The 19,164-nt window shown below is 63.2% G+C and carries 15 protein-coding genes; 9 read left to right on the forward strand and 6 right to left on the reverse strand.

The window, feature by feature from the left end:
* Positions 1–176: 176 nt before the first annotated feature.
* On the forward strand, positions 177–1,385 hold the full coding sequence (locus tag BUC08_RS00105; protein ID WP_037921850.1) for a pyridoxal-phosphate-dependent aminotransferase family protein: 1,209 nt from the start codon (positions 177–179) through the stop codon (positions 1,383–1,385).
* Here BUC08_RS00105 and BUC08_RS00110 read toward each other — a convergent pair.
* The gene (locus BUC08_RS00110) at positions 1,369–1,578 is read right to left on the reverse strand and encodes a hypothetical protein (protein WP_037921847.1); all 210 of its coding nucleotides are present in this window, start codon (positions 1,576–1,578) and stop codon (positions 1,369–1,371) included. The two genes, BUC08_RS00105 and BUC08_RS00110, sit on opposite strands and share 17 nt — an antisense overlap.
* 112 nt (positions 1,579–1,690) lie before the next feature.
* Entirely contained in the window at positions 1,691–2,797 is a 1,107-nt protein-coding gene (locus BUC08_RS00115) for a pyridoxal phosphate-dependent aminotransferase (RefSeq protein WP_037921845.1), read from the reverse strand.
* Between the two features lie 124 nt (positions 2,798–2,921).
* Between BUC08_RS00115 and BUC08_RS00120 the strand changes: the two genes are divergently transcribed.
* The gene (locus BUC08_RS00120; RefSeq protein ID WP_037921842.1) at positions 2,922–3,710 is read left to right on the forward strand and encodes a crotonase/enoyl-CoA hydratase family protein; all 789 of its coding nucleotides are present in this window, start codon (positions 2,922–2,924) and stop codon (positions 3,708–3,710) included.
* A gap of 85 nt (positions 3,711–3,795) precedes the next feature.
* On the opposite strand, the gene BUC08_RS00125 is transcribed toward BUC08_RS00120, so the two are convergent.
* On the reverse strand, positions 3,796–6,921 hold the full coding sequence (locus BUC08_RS00125) for a valine--tRNA ligase (RefSeq protein ID WP_037921840.1): 3,126 nt from the start codon (positions 6,919–6,921) through the stop codon (positions 3,796–3,798).
* Between the two features lie 266 nt (positions 6,922–7,187).
* On the opposite strand from BUC08_RS00125, the gene BUC08_RS00130 reads away from it, so the two are divergent.
* Positions 7,188–9,485 (forward strand): xanthine dehydrogenase family protein molybdopterin-binding subunit, encoded by a 2,298-nt coding sequence (locus tag BUC08_RS00130; RefSeq protein ID WP_037921837.1) that lies wholly within the window; start codon positions 7,188–7,190, stop codon positions 9,483–9,485.
* Entirely contained in the window at positions 9,463–10,548 is a 1,086-nt protein-coding gene (locus BUC08_RS00135) for a DUF2235 domain-containing protein (RefSeq protein WP_037921834.1), read from the forward strand. Before BUC08_RS00130 ends, BUC08_RS00135 begins: the two co-directional genes overlap by 23 nt.
* A 38-nt stretch (positions 10,549–10,586) precedes the next feature.
* Here the strand turns inward: BUC08_RS00135 and guaD are convergent, their stop codons facing one another.
* Positions 10,587–11,873 carry a guanine deaminase gene (gene guaD, locus BUC08_RS00140; protein ID WP_037921832.1) on the reverse strand — a complete coding sequence of 429 codons (1,287 nt, stop codon included), beginning with the start codon at positions 11,871–11,873 and terminating at the stop codon, positions 10,587–10,589.
* A gap of 115 nt (positions 11,874–11,988) precedes the next feature.
* Between guaD and mgtE the strand changes: the two genes are divergently transcribed.
* The 5 genes from mgtE (at position 11,989) to BUC08_RS00165 (ending at position 17,876) form a co-directional block, all read left to right on the forward strand.
* On the forward strand, positions 11,989–13,398 hold the full coding sequence (mgtE, locus tag BUC08_RS00145) for a magnesium transporter (RefSeq protein ID WP_037921830.1): 1,410 nt from the start codon (positions 11,989–11,991) through the stop codon (positions 13,396–13,398).
* A complete protein-coding gene (locus tag BUC08_RS00150) occupies positions 13,395–13,949 on the forward strand; it encodes a 5-formyltetrahydrofolate cyclo-ligase (RefSeq protein ID WP_037921827.1) in 555 nt (184 codons plus the stop codon). Before mgtE ends, BUC08_RS00150 begins: the two co-directional genes overlap by 4 nt.
* Before the next feature lie 114 nt (positions 13,950–14,063).
* A complete protein-coding gene (locus BUC08_RS00155; RefSeq protein WP_037922213.1) occupies positions 14,064–14,888 on the forward strand; it encodes a TIGR00282 family metallophosphoesterase in 825 nt (274 codons plus the stop codon).
* A 124-nt stretch (positions 14,889–15,012) separates the two neighbouring features.
* Positions 15,013–16,791, forward strand: a complete 1,779-nt coding sequence (locus BUC08_RS00160) for an SLC13 family permease (RefSeq protein ID WP_037921824.1) — start codon at positions 15,013–15,015, stop codon at positions 16,789–16,791.
* A gap of 53 nt (positions 16,792–16,844) precedes the next feature.
* Positions 16,845–17,876 carry an AI-2E family transporter gene (locus BUC08_RS00165; RefSeq protein WP_081855314.1) on the forward strand — a complete coding sequence of 344 codons (1,032 nt, stop codon included), beginning with the start codon at positions 16,845–16,847 and terminating at the stop codon, positions 17,874–17,876.
* A gap of 189 nt (positions 17,877–18,065) precedes the next feature.
* Here BUC08_RS00165 and rnk read toward each other — a convergent pair whose 3' ends face one another.
* Together rnk and BUC08_RS00175 are read right to left on the reverse strand one after the other, a co-directional pair.
* Complete coding sequence (rnk, locus tag BUC08_RS00170) at positions 18,066–18,491, reverse strand: nucleoside diphosphate kinase regulator (protein WP_037921820.1); 426 nt, start codon at positions 18,489–18,491, stop codon at positions 18,066–18,068.
* An 83-nt stretch (positions 18,492–18,574) separates the two neighbouring features.
* On the reverse strand, positions 18,575–19,006 hold the full coding sequence (locus BUC08_RS00175; protein ID WP_051693927.1) for a hypothetical protein: 432 nt from the start codon (positions 19,004–19,006) through the stop codon (positions 18,575–18,577).
* Positions 19,007–19,164: the final 158 nt, after the last annotated feature.

A 19,164-nucleotide genomic window follows, 5' to 3' on the forward strand; every position in this document is an offset into this window, starting at 1 on the left:
GGGTGTTGTCACGATGTTTGTTTCACACGCGGCACTGGGCTGCGGTCCTCGTGGTTTTGGTTGACCTTTGGTGTACTTGGCGAACAGGCCCCGTGCAAGCGCACAAGCTGTCCAATGGCGATTGACGCCGCGCCGCGCTGGCGTAGTGTGCCCACGATAAGTCTCAGGAGCCTCTCATGCCTCAACACCCGCTCGCTGCATTTGGTCGCGATTACCTTGCAATTCCCGGCCCGTCCGTGATGCCCGACAGGGTGCTGCGGGCCATGCACCGCCCGGCGCCGAACATCTATCATGGCGCGTTGATCGAAATGGTCGAAGGGATGGTGCCCGACCTCAAACGGGTGGCGCGGACCAGTCAGCATGTGGCGATGTACATCGGCAACGGCCATGCCACATGGGAGGCCTGCCTGAGCAATACGGTCATGGCGGGGCAAAAGGTATTGGTGCCTGCAACGGGCCGCTTTGGTCTGGGCTGGGCGGACGTGGCCGTGGGGCTGGGCATTGATGCCGAAGTGATGGATTTCGGAAAATCCTCGGCGATTGATCCGGTGCGGGTGGCGGAACGGCTGGCTGCGGACAAGGCGCATGAGATCAAGGCTGTGCTGGCCGTGCATGTGGACACCTCGACCTCTTATAAAAACGACATTGCTGCCCTGCGCGCGGTGCTGGATGACCTGAACCACCCCGCTTTGCTGATGGCGGACTGCATGGCCTCGCTGGGCTGTGATCCGTTCGAGATGGACGCCTGGGGCGTGGATGTCGTGATTGCAGGCTCGCAAAAGGGGATGATGGTGCCGCCGGGCATGTGTTTCGTCTTTTTCAGCGACAAGGCGGCCGAGGCGCGTGCGCGGATGGACCGTGTCAGCCGGTATTGGGACTGGACGCCGCGTGCAAACCCCACGGCGTTTTTCGAATACTGGAACGGCACGGCACCGACGCATCACCTTTATGGCCTGCGCGCGGCGCTGGACATGATCCACGAGGAGGGTCTGGAAAACGTCTGGCGGCGGCATCACCTGCTGGCCCGTGCGGTCTGGGCTGCTGTCGACGCGTGGGGGGCGGATGGCCCGATGAAAATGAACGTGCCCGATCCGGCGCAACGCGGCCATTCGGTCACTGCCATCGGTCTTGGTGCACCCAATGCCACCAAGCTGCGCAACTGGACGGAAGAGAACCTGGGCCTGACGCTGGGCATCGGTCTGGGCATGGCCGAGCCGAACGATCCGGCATGGCACGGCTTTTTCCGGCTGGGTCACATGGGCCACGTCAGCGGCCACATGGTCATGGGCATGCTGGGCGGTATCGATTCCGGGCTCAAGGCGCTGGACCTGCCGCACGGCAGCGGTGCGCTTGAAGCAGCCTCGGGCGTTATCGCTGCGGGGTGAACGGCAGGCAGGCCCGCGCCTTGCGGGCCTCAAGCCAAGTCATCCAGCGGTTCAGTGTCCAGCCGAGGGCGACCACGGCCAGCAGGCCCCATAATGCCCAGAGCACCAGGAACACCCACGACAGATTGACGCCGAACATGACGATGCAGGCGTTGGTATAGTTCGGCGCGGACTGCGTTGGGCGGTTGATCATGGCAGGCACATCAAAGGGGTGTGCCTGTGAGTATAGCGCTGAATTGGCCGGTGCGTAGATTTTCTGTCCGACGGGGGTGATTTACACCGAGAAGCGGGGCTTGGTCGCGGTTTCAGGCCTTTGTCGCGGCCTCCGCCAATGCCTTGGGCAAGGCCGCTGCAAAGGCATCCAGATCCTCGGGTGTTCCGCAGCTGACCCGAATGCAGCGGTTTTGCGGCACGGCAAAAGGCATCCGCACAAAGATTCCCCGCGCGATCAACCCGTCCAGCACCGCCTTGGCAAAGGTTCCGTCGCGCCCGCAATCAATCGCCACGAAATTCGCGGCCGAGGGCAGCGGGGCCAGCCCGTTGTCGATGGCAATCTCGGCAATCCGTCGGCGCGCGCCGTCGATCTGGTACAGCACATGCGCCAGATGCGCGTCATCCTCCAGTGCCGCCAGCGCGCCTGCCTGTGCCGCGCGGTTCATGCCAAAGTGATTGCGCACCTTATGAAAGGCGGTGATCAGATCGGGATGGCCCAAAGCATAGCCGACCCGTGCACCTGCCAGGCCGTAAGCCTTGGAAAACGTGCGCATCCGCACCAGACGCGGATCGTCAAAGGGCAGGTCGGGCGCGGTGCCGGGCGGGGCGCAGTCGATATAAGCCTCGTCCAGAACCAGCAGACAGCCCTGGGGCAGCGCATCCAATGCACGCACGATGGTGTCACCCTCGTGCCAGCTGCCCATCGGGTTGTCGGGGTTGGCCAGATAGACCAGCTTGGCGTCCACCTCTGCGGCCTTGGTGAACAGGGCCATCGGATCCTCGTGATCGCCCTTGTAAGGCACTTTGTGCAAAACGCCACCAAAGCCCGCCACGTGGTAATTGAACGTCGGATACGCCCCGTCCGAGGTGACCACCGCATCGCCTTCGCCCACGCAAAGCCGCACCAGATAACCCAGCAGGCCGTCTATGCCTTCGCCCACCATGATATGCGCGGGGTCGGTGCGCAGATGGGCGGCCAGCGCTGCAATCAGGTCGTGCGATTCGGGGTCGCCGTACATCCAGGCGTCTGCCTCGCTCATCGCGGCGCGGGCATTGGGCGATGCGCCAAACACGTTCTCATTGGCCCCCAGACGCGCATCGAAAGCGCCCCCACGGGCGCGTTCCTGGGTTTCAGGGCCGACAAAGGGAACCGATGCGGGCAGGGACTGGGCGAGCGGGGTGAGGCGTGCATGTGTCATGCGCGCAGGAATACTGTGGGACCGTGCCCTTGGAAAGAGGGCATGGCGCAGGGGCGTGCCCTCACGTCGGGCTGGAATTCGGGGCGGCTTTGCGCTGAGGTGCGCGCAAAGAGGAGTTCTGCCCATGTCGCGCGTGTCCGTCACCCATGAAAACCACATCGCCCACGTGCGCCTGACCCGCGCGGACAAGATGAATGCCGTGGATCAGGATATGATCGACGCGATTATCGCGGCAGGGCAGGAGGTTGCAGCCTCGGATGCCCGCGTGGTCGTATTGTCGGGCGAGGGCCGCGCGTTTTGCGCAGGTATCGACATCGGCGGGCTGGGCAAATCCATGGGCAATGATCCCGAGGCAGCGCTGGTTCCCCGCAGCCACGGGGACGGCACCACGAACCAGTGGCAAGAGGTTGCGATGATCTGGACCCGCGTGCCGATGCCGGTGATCGCGGCCCTGCACGGGCCGGTCTTTGGCGCGGGCTGCCAACTGGCGCTGGGGGCGGATATCCGCATTGCGGGGCCGGACCTGCAAATGGCGGTGATGGAGATGAAATGGGGGTTGGTGCCCGATATGGGCGGTATGGTGCTGTTGCCCCGTCTGGTGCGCGAGGATGTGGCGCGGCGGCTGACCTATACCGCGACACCCGTGGGCGCACAGCAGGCGCTGGACTGGGGATTGGTCACAGAACTGGCCGACGACCCGCTGGCGGCGGCGCTGGCGCTGGCGGAAGAGATCGCAGGCAAAAGCCCCTCGGCCATTCGCGCAGCCAAGGCGTTGATCACGCAAGGCTATGGGGCTTATTCGGATAGGATCCTGATGGCGGAAAGCGTCGAGCAAGCCAAGCTGATCGGCAAACCGGACCAGATGGAAGTCGTCGCGGCGGCGATGCAAAAGCGCGCGCCTGTGTTCCAGTAACGCATCGCGCTGTCGGTGGGGGACGCTGTGCCCGGCGCTGCCCTCCCCGTTATCACAAACGGGAAGGGGGCAGGCCGGGGCCGGATCAATCCAGTTCGGACAACCGTGCCAGCGCGTCCTTCAGCTTGGCCTCTTCGGCCTCGCGCAGGGCAAGATTGGCGCGGGTTTCGGTGATGACCTCTTCGGGCGCGCTGTCGACGAACTTGGGGTTGTTCAGACGGCCGCGCAGGCCACCCAGCTCTTTCGCCAGCTTGCCCAATGTCTTGTCCAGACGCGCCTTTTCTGCGGCCACGTCAATGACGTCGGCCAAGGGCAGGCCAAAGCTGCCGCCCGAGACCGCCAGCGCCACGGTGCCCTTGGGCATCTCGGTCACCTCGGTCAGCGCCTCGACGCGGGCAAAGCGGGTGATCAACGCCTCGTTCTCGGTCCAGACGCGTCGCGCTGTGTCGTCCATGTCCTTGACCACCAGCGGCACGAAAGCGCCCGCAGGCACGTTCATCTGCGCACGCGCGGAACGGATCGCCTCGATGATGGCCACGGTCCAAGTCAGATCGGCGTCGGCCTTGGGGTCCACCAGTTCGGCGGCGGTGTAGGTTGGCCAATCGGTGTGCACCAGCATCTTGGGTCGCGCCTTGGCGCTCCACAGCTCTTCGGTGACAAAGGGCATGATCGGGTGCAGCAGGATCAGGATCTGGTCCAGCGCCCAGGCATAGGTGGCCTTGGTTTCAGCGGCTGCCGCCGCGTCGTCGCCATCCAGAACCGGCTTGGTGAACTCCAGATACTGCGAGCAGAAGGTGCCCCAGACAAAGCTGTACAGCGTGTTGGCCGCATCGTTGAACCGATAGGTTTCCAGTGCAGCGTTCACGGTTTCCAGTGTCTTGGCAATCTCGCCCTTGATCCATGTGTTCAGGGGCAGTGTGGTCTGCGGCACCTCATCCGAGTGGGGCAGTTCGAACGTGCCCTTGAATTCGCCGTAGGTCGCGGCATTCCACAGCTTGGTGACGAAGTTCCGATAGCCTTCGATCCGTTTGGTATCGAGCTTGAGCGCGCCGCCCAGGCTGGCCATCGACGCATTGGTAAAGCGCAGGGCGTCGGCACCGAACTCGTCAATCAGGTCCAGCGGGTCGATGACGTTGCCGGTCGACTTGGACATCTTCTTGCCCTGCGCATCGCGCACAAGGCCGTGCAGGTAGACGGTCGAAAAGGGCTTCTCGCCCACAACCGCCAACTGCATCATCATCATCCGCGCGACCCAGAAGAACAGGATGTCCTGCCCTGTGATCAGGTCCGATGTGGGGAAATAGCGTTGCAGTTCAGGCGTTTGTTCCGGCCAGCCCAGCGTGCCGATGGGCCACAGGCCCGAGGAAAACCACGTGTCCAGCACGTCGGGGTCACGCCAGACCGGATAGATCAGCGTGGTGGGGTCCTGCGTGGTGGCATATTCGGCCAGTGCTGCGGTGAACTGGTGCATGGCGGTGTCGCGGTCGGCCACTTCGACCACGCGGGCGTGGCCCAGCGGTGTCGGCAGTTCGGCCAACGACGCGGTAAAGTCCGCATGAACGCCGTCAAAATCCGCACCGCAGATGTGGCGGTCAGCCCGGTCGCGCAGCGATTGCGCGGACAGCAGGCGGCCCACTTCGACCATATCCAACGCGCCGTCGCCCTCGTCGTCGGCAAAGCCAAAGGCGTGCAGGTCAAAGCCGTACCAAACCGGGATCTGGTGACCCCACCAAAGCTGGCGCGAAATGCACCAGGGTTCGATGTTTTCCAGCCAGTTGTAATAGACCTTTTCGCCGCTTTCGGGGATGATTTTCACATCGCCATTGCGCACCGCATCCAGCGCGGGGCCGACGATCTTGTCGGTGTCCACGAACCACTGGTCTGTCAGCAGCGGCTCGATCACCACTTTGGATCGGTCGCCATAGGGCTGCATGATCGGCTTTTGCTCGACATAGGGCACCGCCTCCACGCTTTCGTTGCCTTCGGCGTCGGTCACCGGAACCATGTGCATGACGGCCAGCCCCTCGCGGGTGATGTCGTCAACAACGCGGGCGCGGGCGTCAAAGCGGTCCAGGCCGCGGTATTCTTCCGGCACAAGGTTCATCGCGGCGATCATCGCCTCGTCGAACTCCTGTTCACCGTTGGCGATGGCCTGCGCAATCGCGGCCTCTTCGGCATAGGGGCGGCCATCGGTGCGCATGGCACCGCGGGTGTCCATCAGGTTGTACATCGGGATGCCGCCCCGTTTGGCGACCTGATAGTCGTTGAAGTCATGCGCGCCGGTGATCTTGACCGCACCCGAGCCGAAATCCTTGTCGGGGTATTCGTCGGTGATGATCGGGATCAAGCGGCGGTGCTCTTTCGGCCCCACCGGAATTTCGCAAAGCTGCCCGACGATGGGCGCGTAACGTTCATCTGACGGGTGAACCGCAACCGCACCATCGCCCAGCATGGTTTCGGGGCGCGTGGTGGCGATCGAGATGTAATCGCGCTCTTCTTCGAGCGTGACGTTCCCGTCTTCGTCCTTCTCAATGTAGGTATAGGTGGCCCCACCGGCCAGCGGGTATTTGAAATGCCACATCTGGCCGGGCGTCTCGATATTCTCGACCTCAAGGTCGGAAATCGCGGTTTCAAAATGCGGGTCCCAGTTGACCAACCGCTTGCCGCGATAGATCAGACCCTTGTTGAACATGTCAACAAAGACCTTGATCACCGCATCGTGGAAGTTGCCTTCCTGACCCTCGGGCGCGCCGGGGGCGCCGGACATGGTGAACGCCTCGCGCGACCAGTCACAGGATGCGCCCAGACGGCGCAGCTGGCTTGCGATGGTGCCACCCGATTCCGCCTTCCATTCCCAGACCTTCTCCAGAAACGCCTCGCGGCCCATTTCGACGCGGCTGGGTTGTTGCGCTGCGGCCAGACGGCGTTCCACGACCATTTGCGTAGCAATGCCCGCATGATCCGTTCCGGGCTGCCACAGCGTGTCAAAGCCGCGCATCCGGTGCCAGCGCACGAGGATGTCCTGAAGCGTGTTGTTGAACGCATGACCCATGTGCAGCACGCCGGTGACGTTGGGCGGCGGGATCATGATGGAATAGGAGGACGCACCCGGCTTGGCGTTTGCACCCGCAACGAAACATCCGGCCTCTTCCCAGACGGAATACAGCCGGGGTTCGGCCTCGGCGGCGTTGAATGATTTTTCCAAGGGCATGGGCTGTCTCCGGCAGGTGGATGAATGGCCCGCTGGGCTTAGCAAAGCCGCAAAGAAAGGAAAAGCACTCATAGCCCCGCGCGCCACCTGTGCCTCTTTTCCTGATCGGGAAACCCCGGTGCAGGCGCGCCAGCACCTGGGGCCGTGACCCTTGGATAAGGCAACACCCCGCGCCTCGCGCTGCAATTGCATCCACCCTCTCTGGACAATGTGGTCTGCACGGCTAATCTCCGCAGCAACGCAAGTCATGCGAACAGGGGATACTCATGGACAAGTTCGGGAAAAGCCAGTCGACGGTACGGGTCGAGGATGTACGCTTTCTCACCGGTGCGGGCCGCTATGTGGACGACATCACGCCAAAGGACGCTTTGCATGCCTTTGTGCTGCGCTCGCCCGTGGCGCACGGGACCATCACCGAACTTGACGTTTCCGAGGCCAAGGACGCGCCCGGTGTCCAGCTGGTGCTGACCTATGACGATCTGGAAGCGGCGGGCATGAACACCGGGATGCAGGGTGCCACCGTCGACAACCGCGACAAGACCAAGGGGGCCGCTCCGAAACGCCCGATCCTTGCCACCGGTAAGCTGCGCTATGTGGGTGAACCTGTCGCGGTGATCTTTGCCGACAAATACGAACAGGCCCGCGATGCAGCCGAGCTGATCGTGCTGGACTATGACGAGCTGCCCGCCAAGATGGACCTGGCGCCGGGCGGCGAAACCCTGCACGCCGAGGCCCCCGACAACCGCGCCTTTGACTGGGGCATGGGCGACGAGGATGCGACGCAGGCTGCCTTTGACGCTGCCGCGCACACGGTCAGCCTTGAGATTGGCGACAACCGTATCATCGTCAACTCGATGGAGCCGCGCGGCTGTTACGCCGAGATGGAGGGCGACCGCATCCACGTGGCAATCAACGCGCAAGGGGTCTGGGCGCATAAGGACCAACTGGCCGAGGCGTTGCAGGTCGACAAGGAACAAATTCGCGTGACCAACCCCGACGTGGGCGGCGGTTTCGGGATGAAGGCGATGGGCTATCCCGAACCTTTCGTGCTGGCCCATGCCACCCGCACGCTGAACCGCCCCGTGCGCTGGATGTCCGACCGGGGCGAGGCGATGATGAGCGACAACGGCGGGCGCGATCTGGTGTCGCTGGCCGAGCTGGCCTTTGACGCCGATCACAAGATCACCGCCTACCGCGTGCGCACCCGCTGCAACCTTGGGGCCTATAACAGCCAGTTTGGCCAGCCTATCCAGACGCAACTGTTCTCGCGCGTTCTGATGGGCGTTTACGACGTTCAAACCACGTGGCTGCAGGTCGAAGGCTATTACACCAACACCACGCAGGTGGACGCCTATCGCGGTGCCGGCCGACCCGAAGCGATCTATGTGCTGGAACGCGTCATGGACCGCGCCGCGCGCGAGTTGGGCATCGACCCGTGGGAGCTGCGTCGGCGGAACTTTATCAAGCCCAGCCAGTTTCCTTACAAGACGGCCACAGGGGAAACCTACGACGTGGGTGATTTTAACAAAGTGCTCAATCGCATGGTGACCGAGGCCGACGATGACGGCTTTGCCGCGCGCAAGGCTGCGGATGCCGAGCGCGGTCTGCTGCGGGGCCGTGGCACCTGTTACTATATCGAAAGTATTTTGGGCGATCCTTCGGAAGGGGCCAAGGTCACTTTCAACGAGGATGGTACGGTGTCGATCTATGTTGGGACGCAAAGCAACGGGCAGGGTCACGAAACGGTCTATGCCAAGTTCCTCAGCGACCAGACGGGCATACCCCATGACCTGATCAAGGTGATCCAGGGTGACAGCGACCTGATCAAACAGGGTGGCGGGACAGGCGGATCGCGGTCGGTGACCACGCAGAACAACGCCACATTGGCGACAGTCGATGTGATCCTGACCAGCTTCAAGGAATTCCTGTCCGGTGAAATGGGGGTCGAGCCGTCTGAGATCAAATTTGACGACGAACGCTTCCGCGCCGAGGGCAGCAACCTGACACCCACCATGCTGGAGGTTGCCGCACTGGCCCGTGAGGTCGAGCGCGATGACCTGCTGAAACACGAGGCCCGCGCCAGCCTGCCTGCGCGCAGTTTCCCCAACGGTGCCCATGTGGCCGAGGTTGTGATCGACCCGGAGACCGGTGTGACGACGGTGGACCGTTATACCGTGGTCGATGATTTCGGGAACCTGATCAACCCGATGCTGGCCGAGGGTCAGGTGCACGGCGGCGTGGCACAGGGCATCGGTCAGGCGATCACTGAACATGTGGTTTACGACGAAGACGGCCAGCTGCTGTCGGCGTCCTTCATGGATTACGCGATGCCGCGTGCCTATGACGTGCCCTGGATCGGTTTCACGTCAGAGCCGGTGCCGTCCACGGCCAACATCATGGGCATGAAAGGCTGCGGCGAGGCGGGGACCGTCGGTGCCCTGGCGGCTGTGGCGAATGCGGTGCAGGACGCACTTTGGGAACGCGGTGTGCGACAGGCGGATATGCCGTTCACACCGATGCGAGTTTGGGAAATGCTGAAGAATGAGCCTGTCGCGGCTGAATAGAGCAATTGCCGGTTGGCTGCGCGGACGATTCCGCTCGGGTGCTCCGACCGGGTCGCCGCGCAGACGCGGGCCAACCACCCATGTCATCATCCTTGATGGCACGATGTCCACGCTCATGCCGGATTTCGAAACGAACGCGGGTCTGACCTACAAACTGCTCCATGAGACCGGCTCGGACGTGTCGGTCTATTACGAATCCGGCCTGCAATGGTCGCACTGGCGACGCGCGGGCGATGTCTTGCTGGGGCGCGGGATCAACCGGCAGATACGGCGCGCCTATGGCTATCTGGCATCGCGCTACCGTCCCGGCGACACGATTTTCCTGATGGGCTATTCGCGCGGTGCTTATGCGGTGCGTTCCTTGGCGGGTATTGTCGGCTTTTTGGGCTTGCTCAAGGCCGAGAGCGCAACCGAGCGGAACATTCGTGAAGTGTACCGACATTACGAGGCGGGGGGCCGCAGCGATGCGGCCCGTGCCTTTGCCCGCATGCACTGTCACGCGGATGTGCCGATCGAGATGATCGGCGTCTGGGACACGGTGAAATCGCTGGGACTGAACGCGCCGGTGCTGTGGCGGTTCAGCGCGCCGAACCATTCCTTTCACGACCACCAGCTTGGTCCGCATGTAAAGCACGGCTATCACGCACTGGCCCGCAACGAGACACGCATGGCCTATGCGCCTGTCATGTGGGAGACCCGCAACGACTGGCACGGTCATCTGGAACAGATGTGGTTCCGGGGCACGCACGGGGATGTCGGCGGGCAATTGGGTGGCTTTGATGCGGCGCGGCCCCTGTCCAATATCTCGTTGGTCTGGATGCTGGAAAAGGCAGAGAGCTGTGGCCTGCCATTGCCCGAAGGATGGGCCGCGCGGTTTCCGCAGGATCCGCTGGCCCCGTCGGTGGGCACATGGCGCGGCTTTGGCGGACTGTTCATCACGCGGCGCGCCCGCAAGGTCGGGTTGGACCCCTCTGAACGGGTGCATCCCAGCGTCGCCGAAGCGGCCCGCGCGCCCTCGCGGTCGTGGTGGTCAGATTGGTTTCGTGGCGCGTCAGCGCATTGAACGTGCTGACAGGACACGCGCGACCGGACATTGCGGGCTCAGGCGACCATCCGTCCGTTGACCCATACCTGCGCCACGGCCCGGTCGTCTCCCATCATGATCGTGGCAAAGACGGCCTCCCAGATGTCCGACACATTTGCGGCCCGCTGCGCAATCGCCGGGGTCGAGGCCAGATCCAGTACGCAGATGTCTGCGTCATAGCCTGCCGCCAGCGTCCCGATCCGGTCGTGCAGCTGCAGGCTGCGCGCCGATCCGGCGGTGGCCAGCCACAGCAGGTGCCGAGCGTGCAGCGGGGTGCCGCGCAGTTGGCCGATTTCATAAGCCGCCGCCATCGTGCGCAGCATTGAAAACGACGATCCGCCGCCGGTGTCGGTGGCCAGCCCCACGGATATCCCGCGCGCCGCCAGTCCGGCCAGATCCATCAGGCCCGAGCCGATGAATGTGTTGGACGTCGGGCAATGCACAACGGCCGCCCCGACCTCGGCCAGCCGGTCCACTTCGCGCGGCTCCATGTGGATGGCGTGGCCGTAGACCCCGCGTGCGCCCAGCAACCCGTGCGCCTCGTATGTGTCGAGATAGTCGCGGGCATTTGGATAGAGGTCACGGACCCACGCAATCTCATCCACCTGTTCCGAGAGATGCGTCTGCATCAGGCAATCGGGATGCTCGGCCCAAAGCGCGCCCAATGCCTCCAGCTGGTCCGGTGTCGAAGTGGGCGAGAAACGCGGCGTGATGGCGTAATGCGCGCGTCCCGTGCCGTGCCAGCGGGTCAGCAGCGCCTTGCTGTCGTCATAGGCACTTTGCGCGGTGTCGCGTAAGCTGTCCGGCGCGTTGCGGTCCATACAGGTCTTGCCGGCAACCACCCGCATGTCCCGCGCCGACGCCGCTTGAAAAAACGCGTCGACCGACGCGGGGTGGATGGTGGCAAAGGAACACATCGACGTGGTGCCATGGGCCAGGGCCAGGTCCAGATAGCTGTTCGCCACCTGTGCCGCATAGTCGGCATCGCCAAAGCGGGATTCTTCGGGAAACGTATAGGTGTTCAGCCAGTCGATCAGCCGCTTGCCCCAGCTCGCGATGATCGCTGTCTGTGGATAATGCACGTGGGCGTCGACAAAACCGGGCAGGATCAGACGGTCGCCGTGGTCATGCACCGTGGCATCCGGTGCCTGTGCCCGCAGGACGTCAGCGGGGCCTGTGGCGGCAATGCGGCTGCCCTTGATCAGCACGCCGTGACCGGCATGGATCTGCACCGCATCCGGATCGGTGAATGGGTCGCCCGTGGTCACCAGCACATGGCCGGTCAAAAGGATATCTTTGCTCATGCAGTGCACGTTAAGCGGGCGAAGGACAAAGGTAAATTGACCTTTGTTCCCGTCGCACCATTGTGTAGGGAAACCTGCGCCCCTATGGTCGCGGGCGCAACGCGGGGACCGGGCCATGGCTGACGAATTCGATACGATTGAACAAGACGCCAAGGTCGAGGAAGAACGCCCTGACGAGGCCTATCAGCTGGACCGCAAAGCGGTCAGCGCGATTCTGTATGCGGTCGACATCGAGGATCAGGCCAAGCTGATCGAACTGATGGATCCGCTGCACCCGGCGGACATCGCCGACCTTCTGGAACAGATCAACGCCTATGACCGTTCGCGGTTGATCCGGCTCTATGATCGCGAGTTCGACGGCGACATCCTGTCGGAACTGGATGAGAGCATCCGCGACGAAGTGATCGCGGTGCTGACACCGCAGGTGCTGACGCAGGCGGTGCGTGACCTCGACAGCGACGACGTGGTCGATCTGGTCGAGGACATGGACGACAGCCAGCAAGAGGCGATTCTGGACGCCCTTGAGGATGCCGACCGTCTGGCGGTGAAACAGGCGCTGTCCTACCCCGAGTTTTCCGCCGGCCGTCTGATGCAGCGCGAGGTCGTGATGGCCCCCGAGCATTGGACCGTAGGCGATGCCATCGATCATCTGCGCAGCTCGTCCGAAGAAGATCTGCCGGATCAGTTCTATCACATCGTCGTGGTCGATCCGCGCCTGCATCCGGTGGGCAATGTTACATTGGGCAAGGTGATGCGTTCGCGCCGCGATGTGCCGCTGCTGGATATTGTCGAGCCGACGTTTCAGGTGATCCCCGCCACGCAGCCCGAAAGCGACGTGGCCTATGCCTTTAACCAGTATCACCTGATCTCGGCCCCGGTGGTCGACGACGAGGGCCGCCTGATCGGTCTGATCACCATCGACGATGCCATGGCCGTGCTGGACGAAGAGCACGAGGAAGACATCATGCGTCTGGCCGGTGTTGGCGAGGGCTCGCTGTCGGACCGTGTGATCGAGACGACCAAACAGCGGATGCCATGGCTGGCGGTCAACCTGCTGACATCGATTGCCGCCTCGCTGGTGATCGCGCAGTTCGAAGTGGCGATTGCGCAGATCGTGGCGCTGGCGGTGCTGATGCCGATCGTGGCGTCCATGGGTGGCAATGCGGGCACCCAGTCGCTGACCGTCGCCGTGCGCGCCATTGCGACCAAGGACCTTACCGGCAGCAACGTCTGGCGGGTGATCCGACGCGAGGTGCTGGTGGGACTGTTCAACGGGCTGTTGTTCGCGGTGGTGATGGGCGTGGTTGGTCTGGTCTGGTTTGGCTCGCCTGCGCTGGGATACGTGATTGCCGCCGCGATGGTGGTGAACATGGTTGTTGCGGGTTTTGCCGGTACGGTGATCCCGGTGATCCTCGACCGCGTCGGCGTGGACCCTGCGCTGGCTTCGGGGGCCTTTGTGACGACGGTCACGGACGTGGTCGGCTTTTTTGCCTTTCTCGGACTGGCCGCGGCCGTGCTGCTGTGACGCTCGAGGCGCAAAAAGCAGCGGCGCGCAAGGCCGCCTTTGCCCGGCGCAAGGCCGCCTATGAGACCGCTGCGCCCGCTGCCTGTGGCGTGTTGTCGGAACTGTTGGCAGGGCACCGCGGTGTTCCGTTGGCGGGATATGTGCCCATTCGCACCGAAATTGACCCGTTGGCGGCGATGGCCGAGGCATCGGCCTATGGCCCTGTCGGTGTGCCGGTCATCCAGGGGGCTGGGCAGCCCCTGCAGTTTTCGCAGTGGGAACCTGACATGCCGCTGCGCGACGGCCCCTTTGGCGCGCGGGTGCCGATGGTCGACGCGTGGATTGTGCCGCAGATCGTGATCGTGCCGCTTGTGGCCTTTGACCGGCGCGGCGGGCGGTTGGGCTATGGCGGCGGGTTTTATGACCGCACGCTTCAGGGGTTGCGGGCGCGGGGGCCGGTGTTGGCCGTGGGCTTTGCCTTTGCCGCGCAGGAGGCCGAGGCGCTGCCGCTGGAAGAGACCGATCAACCGCTGGACATGATCGTGACCGAGGCGGATGTGATCCAGTTCTGATGTCACTGGCTGTGCGCTTTGCCCCCGCGCCTTGCGGTGCTCCCCCAGGATATTTTTGGCCAAAAGAAGGGCAGGGGCTTGTTCGGGACCTGCCGGGGCGCATATGAGGGCCGCATGAAAATATTGTTTTTAGGCGATGTGATGGGCCGCGCGGGCCGACAGGCGGTGTCCCAGGGGCTGCCAAAGCTGCGCGAGGCGTGGAAGCTGGATTTTGTCGTGGTCAACGGCGAGAACGCAACCTCGGGCATGGGGCTGTCGGCAGCACATGCGCGCGGCATTCTCGACGCGGGCGCGGATTGCGTGACGCTGGGCGATCATGCGTTCGACCAGAAGGATATGTTGCAGTTCTGCGAGGCCGAACCGCGCATCATTCGCCCCCTGAATTTCTCCAAATCGGCCCCCGGCAAAGGTGCGCGTCTGTTTGATGCGCGGGGCGGGCGCAAGGTTCTGGTCTGTCAGGCGCTGGGGCAGGTGTTCATGAAGCGCCCCTTTGACGACCCGTTCTCGGCCACGGAACAGGTGTTCCGCACGCATCCGCTGGGTGGCCAGGCGTCGGCGGTGATTGTCGATTTCCACTGCGAAGCGACCAGCGAGAAAATGGCCATGGGCCATTGGTGCGACGGGCGCGCGTCGCTGGTTGTCGGCACGCACACACACGTGCCGACGGCGGATGCGATGATCCTGAACAAGGGCACCGCCTATCTGAGCGATGCGGGCATGTGTGGTGACTATGACAGTGTCATCGGGATGCAGCGCGATGAACCGTTGCGCCGGTTCATCACCGGCATGCCGAAAGAACGCTTCACCCCCGCGCTGGGCGACGTCACCCTGTCGGGCGTCTATGTCGAGACGGACGACAAGACCGGCAAGGCCACGCGGATCGAAATGGTGCGACAGGGCGGGCGTTTGTCGCCTGCGGGGCCGTCGCCGGTTGCCTGAAAATGCGGTGTTCGGGTCGAATTGTTGATCTGACAAGCGTGCGGAAGCACGCATCTGCTTGCGGCCTGTTGCCGGATCGGCAAAAGTGCCCGTCAGGCATTTTCATAAGGTAGAGCCGCCACATATGGGCATTTTCCAGCTTTCGCAGACCGGCAGCGCGGTCCTGACACTGACCATCGTCGGGATCATGTTCATCCTGTTCCTGCGCGAGACCTATCCGACCGAGGTTGTGGCGATTGCGGGGGCCGCGGTGATGCTGGCCACGGGTGTTCTGCCCTACGAATCCGCGCGGCTGGTTCTGTCGAACCCTGCGCCGTGGACCATCGTGGCGATGTTCATCATCATGGGCGCATTGGTGCGGACCGGAGCGCTGGACGCGTTCACGGCGCTGGCCAGCCGACAGGCCCGAACAAACCCGGCCCTGGCCATCGGTTTGCTGATGGCCTTTGTCGTGGGCTCCAGCGCCATCGTCAGCAACACGCCGGTCGTTGTGGTGATGATCCCCGTGTTCATGCAAATCTCCAAAACAATGGGGCTCGCTCCGTCCAAGTTGTTGATCCCGCTTAGCTATGCCGCGATTCTTGGTGGCACGCTGACGCTGATCGGCACCTCGACCAACCTGCTGGTTGACGGTTCGGCACGGGCCAACGGGTTGGCGCCGTTCACGATTTTCGAGGTCACACCGCTGGGTGCCATTTTGGTGGTCTGGGGTATGATCTATCTGCGTTTCGTGGCTCCCTGGCTGCTGCCTGACCGGGACAGCATGGCCAACCTGCTGAGCGACAAACGCAAGATGAAGTTTTTCACCGAGGCCGTTATTCCCCCCGACAGCAACCTGATCGGGCGCGAGGTTTCGGGCGTGCAACTGTTCAAACGCGAAGGCGTGCGGCTGATCGACGTGGTGCGTGGCGACCAGTCGCTGCGGCGCAATCTGGCCGCGGTCAGCCTGCAGGTGGGCGACCGTGTGGTATTGCGCACGCAGATGACCGAATTGCTGAGCCTGCAAAGCAACAAGGAGCTCAAGCGCGTCGACCAGGTCTCTGCGGTGGAAACCCAGACCGTCGAGGTGCTGATCACGCCCGGCTGCAAGATGATCGGCCGGTCGCTGGGATCGATGCGGCTGCGTCGGCGGTACGGGGTCTATACGCTGGCGGTGCACCGGCGGAACCAGAATATCGGCCAGCAACTGGACGATCTGGTGGTGCGCGTGGGCGACACGCTGCTGCTGGAAGGCGCGCAGGAAGACATCGCACGGCTGGCGTCCGACATGGACATGGTTGATGTTTCGCACCCCTCAAGCCGTGCATTCCGGCGTGGGCATGCCCCGATTGCGGTGGGTGCGCTGTTCGGCATCGTCGGCTTGGCGGCTTTTGGCGTGGCGCCGATCCTGTTGCTGAGCGTGCTGGCGGTGGCGATTGTGCTGATCACCGGTTGTATCGACGCGGACGAGGCGTTTGAATTCATCGACGGCAGCCTGCTGGCGCTGATCTTTGCGATGCTGGCCATCGGCGCGGCGCTCGAGGCTTCGGGAGCGGTGGCGCTGATTGCCAATGGCATAGCCCCCCTGATCTCGGACCTGCCGCCGTTCTTTATCATCTGGGCGATCTACCTTTTGACCAGCGTGCTGACGGAACTGGTCAGCAACAACGCGGTGGCGGTGGTGATGACGCCGATTGCCATCGGTCTGGGCAGCGCACTGGGCATTGACCCGCGCGCGCTGGTGGTGGCGGTGATGGTCGCGGCCAGCGCGTCCTTTGCCACGCCCATCGGCTATCAGACCAACATGCTGGTCTATGGTCCCGGCGGCTACAAGTTCACCGATTTCATGAAGGTGGGTATTCCGCTGAACCTGAGCATCGGTTTGCTGGCGTCGGCGGTGATCCCGTTCCTGTGGCCGCTTTAACCATGCGGGACGACGCGGGCACGCCGATGGATTTGGGGAAGGATGGCAAAACCATGCGGAACGCGACCTACGGCATTGCCCTGACGCTGATGATCGGCTGGCTGTTGTGGATCGGCAAACCCGTGTTGCTGCCGGTGCTGGCGGCGCTGATTTCCGTCTATATCCTGCTGGCTGCTGCCGAAAGCATGCAAAAACTGCCCGTGGTTGGCCGTCTTCCGGATTGGGTGCGTCGTGCGTTGATCTTGTTGGTCTTTACGCTTTTTGTGATCCTGCTGTTCATCCTGGTCCTGAACAACCTGTCACAGGTCGCCGCAGTCCTGCCAAGCTATGAGCAGAACCTGGAAAACCTGATCACGCGCAACGCCAGCCTGCTGGGCATTCAGGACGAACCGACATGGGCCAACGTGCGCGCGGTGACGCTGGACCGGATCGATTTCCGTTCCTGGATCGCGCCGGCCCTGCTGTCCTTGCGCGGCTTTGGCACCACCCTGTTCCTCGTCGTGCTATACGCCAGCTTTTTCATCGCGGAACGGGGCGCCATGACGCGCAAGGTGGTGATGGCCATGGGTGGAGAAGAGGCGGGAGGTCGGGCGATCACGCTGCTGTCGCGGGTGAACGAGCGGATCGGGCAATACCTCTTTGTCAAAACCACCCTGAACGTGATCCTCGGCGTAGCCTGCTATGTTATCATGCTGCTGCTGGGGATCGAGTTTGCCCTTTTCTGGGCGGTTCTGATCGCGTTCCTGAACTATATTCCCTACATCGGTTCGCTGATCGGCGTGCTGTTTCCGGTGCTGCTCAGCCTTGCGCAATTCGGCACGCTCAGCATGGCGGGCACCGTTCTGGTGGCATTGACTACGGCACAGGTGGTGGTGGGCGCCTATCTTGAGCCACGCATGATGGGGCGGGCGTTCAACCTCAGCCCCTTCGTGGTGCTGCTTGCGCTGGCGTTCTGGAGCACGCTTTGGGGACTTGCCGGTGCGCTGCTGGCGGTGCCGCTGACGGCCAGTCTTGTGATCGTGCTGGCCGAGATCAAATCCGCGCGGCCCATCGCAATACTGCTATCGGCCAGCGGCAAGATCTGAGGGCGCAGCGCACGCCCTCGGGGGTTTTAAGGTAAGCTGACGGTGAAACCCGCCCAGTCCCGCCAGAAGCGGGTCAGGCACAGCGGACACCGGCCTGCCGCCGCGCGCGGCACTTGCATGCCGCAGGCAGGGCAGACCGATGGTGCAATCAGGCATACCCTCAGAGGATGCCTTGGGGCTTGACCGGCGTCAGTCCAGAGTGGCATTTGCGCCAACGCCCAGAACCGTCAACGTGCGCGTGGTGCCGTCGCGCGTTTCCCAACGAAAGCTTGCGCCCTCGGACAGTCCGATCAGCGCAACACCAATCGGTGTAATCACGGACACTTGCCCCAACGAAATATCAGCGTCCTCGGGGAACACCAATTGCACTGTTTTCGTCTGGCCCGTGCTCTCGTCGCGGTAGGTGACGTGCCGCCCGATGGCCACGACATCGCTGCGCAGCTTGTCGTTCGCGACGACTTTGGCGCGGCTCAGTTCCTCCATCAGACGATCGGCCAACTCTGGGCTGCGGCGCTGCGCGCCTTCGGCCAGTGCATCCATGCGGTCAAAGGTGTCGCGCGCCAGTACGATCTTGGGGCGGCGGCGCGAGGCGGGGCGGGGTGTTGGTGTGGTCATGACATAATCCTTTCGAAACCGCCGCAGGGGGCGGGATTGCAGTGTTGAAGGGGGTAAGAAGAAATCGTGATCGGACGCGACCGTCAGGTGTCGGAGACGCCCAGAACAACCAGCGTGGCAACTGTGCCGTCCGCACGGGGCAAGGGCGCGCGTTGCAGGCGCGTCATGCCCAGAAGCGTCGCCCCAAGCGGGGTCAGCACCGAAACATGACCCGCGACAACGGGCGCGGGAGCCGCACACGTCAACCGCACGGTCTGTGCGCCACCACCGCTGACCATATAGACAACGGTCCGGTCGGGCAGGGCAAAACCTGTGTCATGCGGCGGTTCCACACTGCGTGCGCTGGCCAGTTTGTCCTGCAGAATGGTGGCCACTGGCGGCGCCGGCGAATGTGTTGCGAGCAGATGCGCAACGGCATCTTTTACGTTCGGGGGCAGGACACAGTGTTGCGGCGGTGCTGTCGGCTCGGCAGCGGACAGGCCCGCGTGCGGATTGGGGTCTTGATAGGGAAACATGATCGCACTCCAAAGATGGGCAGGGCCCATTTTGTTCGTATTCGGGGATAAGCAAACCTCGGGAGGAGCCGGAAACGCCGGTGTCAGACCGCCCGAGGTTCCGGGCGGTTCAGAAGAAGAAACCGTGCATATATCTCGCGAATGATCATACCCAGAAG

It is taken from the genome of Pseudosulfitobacter pseudonitzschiae, assembly GCF_900129395.1.
GTDB classification, from domain to species: Bacteria; Pseudomonadota; Alphaproteobacteria; order Rhodobacterales; family Rhodobacteraceae; genus Pseudosulfitobacter; species Pseudosulfitobacter pseudonitzschiae.

Excerpts from the sequence above, each read along its gene's own strand:
- BUC08_RS00130 (WP_037921837.1), top strand. The coding sequence starts at position 7,188 with ATGGACAAGTTCGGGAAAAGCCAGTCGACGGTACGGGTCGAGGATGTA.
- BUC08_RS00125 (WP_037921840.1), bottom strand. The coding sequence starts at position 6,921 with ATGCCCTTGGAAAAATCATTCAACGCCGCCGAGGCCGAACCCCGGCTG.
- BUC08_RS00160 (WP_037921824.1), top strand. The coding sequence starts at position 15,013 with ATGGGCATTTTCCAGCTTTCGCAGACCGGCAGCGCGGTCCTGACACTG.
- BUC08_RS00110 (WP_037921847.1), bottom strand. The coding sequence starts at position 1,578 with ATGATCAACCGCCCAACGCAGTCCGCGCCGAACTATACCAACGCCTGC.
- mgtE (WP_037921830.1), top strand. The coding sequence starts at position 11,989 with ATGGCTGACGAATTCGATACGATTGAACAAGACGCCAAGGTCGAGGAA.
- BUC08_RS00105 (WP_037921850.1), top strand. The coding sequence starts at position 177 with ATGCCTCAACACCCGCTCGCTGCATTTGGTCGCGATTACCTTGCAATT.
- BUC08_RS00175 (WP_051693927.1), bottom strand. The coding sequence starts at position 19,006 with ATGTTTCCCTATCAAGACCCCAATCCGCACGCGGGCCTGTCCGCTGCC.
- BUC08_RS00155 (WP_037922213.1), top strand. The coding sequence starts at position 14,064 with ATGAAAATATTGTTTTTAGGCGATGTGATGGGCCGCGCGGGCCGACAG.
- BUC08_RS00120 (WP_037921842.1), top strand. The coding sequence starts at position 2,922 with ATGTCGCGCGTGTCCGTCACCCATGAAAACCACATCGCCCACGTGCGC.
- BUC08_RS00165 (WP_081855314.1), top strand. The coding sequence starts at position 16,845 with ATGCGGAACGCGACCTACGGCATTGCCCTGACGCTGATGATCGGCTGG.
- BUC08_RS00135 (WP_037921834.1), top strand. The coding sequence starts at position 9,463 with ATGAGCCTGTCGCGGCTGAATAGAGCAATTGCCGGTTGGCTGCGCGGA.
- rnk (WP_037921820.1), bottom strand. The coding sequence starts at position 18,491 with ATGACCACACCAACACCCCGCCCCGCCTCGCGCCGCCGCCCCAAGATC.
- guaD (WP_037921832.1), bottom strand. The coding sequence starts at position 11,873 with ATGAGCAAAGATATCCTTTTGACCGGCCATGTGCTGGTGACCACGGGC.
- BUC08_RS00115 (WP_037921845.1), bottom strand. The coding sequence starts at position 2,797 with ATGACACATGCACGCCTCACCCCGCTCGCCCAGTCCCTGCCCGCATCG.